The organism is Streptomyces sp. MB09-02B (assembly GCF_033794485.1).
Classification (GTDB): domain Bacteria; phylum Actinomycetota; class Actinomycetes; order Streptomycetales; family Streptomycetaceae; genus Streptomyces.
On the sequence record NZ_JARGEE010000701.1, the window covers coordinates 1 to 2,779 of the forward strand.

Below are 2,779 nucleotides of genomic sequence, written 5' to 3' on the forward strand. Positions count from 1 at the left end.
CCCCCCCCGGGGGGGGGGGGGCCGGGGGCGTTGGTGTGGCGATCCCGGGGGCTTCGACGCCCGGTTCTTCGGGATGGACGACGCGGAGGCCCGGGCCACCGATCCGCAGGCGCGCATCTTTCTGGAGCTGGCGCACGAGGCGTTGGAGCGCGCCGGGTACGCGGGGCCCCGGCGGGCCGGCCGCCGGGTCGGGGTCTTCGCGGCGGCCGGCGACAGCGGGTACCGCGAGGTCCTCGCCGAGGCCGCCGACGGGGACCTCGCCCGCCATCCGGCCGCCCTCACCGGCAACCTGCCCAGCCTGATCGCCGCCCGTGTCTCCCAGGTACTCGACCTCACCGGCCCCGCGCTCGCCGTCGACACGGCCTGCTCGTCCGCCCTCGTCGCCCTGCACCTGGCCCGGCGGAGCCTGCTGTCCGGCGAGTGCGACCTCGCCGTGGTCGGCGGCGTCAACCTGGGCCTGACGCCGACCGGCCACCGCCTCCTCGCGGCGACGGGCGCGTTGTCGCCGACGGGACGGTGCCGCGCGTTCGGCGCCGACGCGGACGGATTCGTCCCGGGGGAGGGCGGCGCGATGCTGGTCCTCGCCCGCCTCGACGACGCCCGCACCGCCGACGACCCGGTCCTCGCCCTCGTACGCGGCACGGCCGTGAACAACGACGGCCGCTCGCTCGGCCTCCTCGCGCCGACCCCGCGCGGCCAGCGCGAGGTGATCGGCCGGGCGTACGAGGAGTGCGGTGCCGACCCGGCCGACGTGTCGTACGTGGAGGCGCACGGCACGGGTACGCCGATCGGTGACCCGGTCGAGGCGCGGTCGCTCGGGCAGGTCTTCCCGCCCCGCGCCGACGGGGTCCCACGAGGGCTCGGCTCGGTGAAGACGAACGTCGGGCACCTGCTCAACGCGGCCGGGATGCCCGCGCTGGTCAAGGTCGTCCTCGCGCTCCGTCACCGTCGGCTCCCGCCCTCCCTCCATGTCACCTCGCCCGCCTCGTTCCTCGCCGACACCGCCCCCGGGTTCCGCCTCGTGACCGAACGGGAGGAGTGGACCAGCCCGGACGGCCGCCCCCTGACCGCCGGGGTCAACTCCTTCGGCTTCGGCGGCACCAACGCGCACGCGATCCTGGAGGAGGCGCCGAAGGGCCGGTACCGGCCCGAGGAGTCGGGGGACCGGTACCGGCCCGAGGAGTCGGGGGACCGGTACCGACCGGCGAGGGCGGCGACGGATCCGACGTCCGCCGAAGCACCCGATGCACCCGACGCACCCGACGCAGCCCCCACGGCCCCACGGACTCCGGCCGGTCAGGGGCCCCCGACCGACCAGGCGACGCCGATCGCCGACGGCCCGCACCTGCTGACGCTGTCCGCGCGGAGCGAGGGTGGTCTGCGGGCCGCGGCCGCCGAGTTGGCCGCGCATCTGCGGGCCCACCCCGAACTGGACGAGGGCGACGTGTGCGCCACCGTCAACAGCGCCCGCGACGAAGCACCGCACCGGTTGGCCGTGGTGGCGGACGGAAGCCTCGCCGAGCGGCTCGAAGAGGTCGGGCGCGCGTGGGGCCACGGCCCGGAAGGCGCCGGGGACGGGCAAGGCGCTCGGGAAGGGCAAGATGCTGGGGACGGGCAAGGCGCTGGGGACGGGCAACGTGCCGACGGAAGGGGTGGTTCGGGAGGCCCCGGTCGCGAGGGCACCGCGGTCCGTCCGGGTCGCGCCGTGACGGGACTCGTCCGGGGGCGCCTGCGGACCGTGTTCGTCATGCCCGGCCAGGGATCCCAACAGGTGGGCTCCGGGCGAGAGTTGTGGCACTCGGCGCCCGTGTTCCGGGACCTTCTGGAGGAGGCCTCCTCCCTCACGGGGCCGGTGCTGGGGCGGAGCCTGGCCGCCTGGTGTCTGGACGAGGACGCCGAACCCGAGGCCCTGGCCCGGACGGAGGTGGCGCAGCCGCTGCTGGTCGCGTTCGGGGTGGCGTTGGCCGGGCAGTTGGCCGCCTGGGGCGTGGCGCCGGACGCGGTCGTCGGGCACAGCGTCGGCGAGATCACCGCCGCGTGCGTCGCCGGGTCCCTTCCCCTGGCCGAGGCGGTCGGTTTCGCCGCCGAACGCGGTCGCCTGATGGGCGGACTCACCACGCCGGGCGCCATGGCGGCCGTGCGGGGGGACGAGGAGACCGTCGCCGCCCTGGTCGCCGACTCCGACGGCACGCTCACCGTGGCCGCCGTCAACTCACCCACGCAGGTCGTGCTGTCGGGTGCGGCGGAGGCAGTCGACCGAGCGGTCGCGGCGCTCACCGCCCGTGGTGTGGCAGCCCGGCGCCTCCGCGTCTCCCACGCCTTCCACTCCCCCGTGCTGAACCCCGTGCTCGACCGCCTCCACAACGCGGCGAAGGCCCTGACCGTGCACCCGGCCACCGTTCCGATGCTGAGCACGGTCACCGGTCACTGGGCCCCCGACCTGACCCCCGGCTCCGGCTACTGGCGCGATCACGCGGTCCGCCCCGTCCGCTTCGGCCCCGCGGTCGCCCGGCTCCTCGACGAGGGCTACGACACGTTCGTCGAACTCGGCCCCGGCGCCACCCTCTCCGGCCCGGTCCACGCGGTCACCGCCGCCCATCCCGCCGCCGCACCCGCCGAGGTGACGGTCCTGCCCGCCCTGGCGATCGGCGAAGGGCCGGCGGGGGGAGCGGGCGCCCTGCTCGAAACCGTCGGCCGGCTCTGGGCCCTGGGAGCCCCGCTGTCCCCGACGTCCCCGGCCCGGAGCACGGCACACCGACGGGTCCCCGTCCCCCCGTAC

1 protein-coding gene is annotated in these 2,779 nt (G+C 76.6%); it reads left to right on the plus strand.

All coding sequences use genetic code 11. The features are described from left to right. Window positions 1–2,779 (plus strand): type I polyketide synthase (locus P1P70_RS43025; RefSeq protein ID WP_319247709.1); only part of this gene is annotated, 2,779 nt, incomplete at both ends.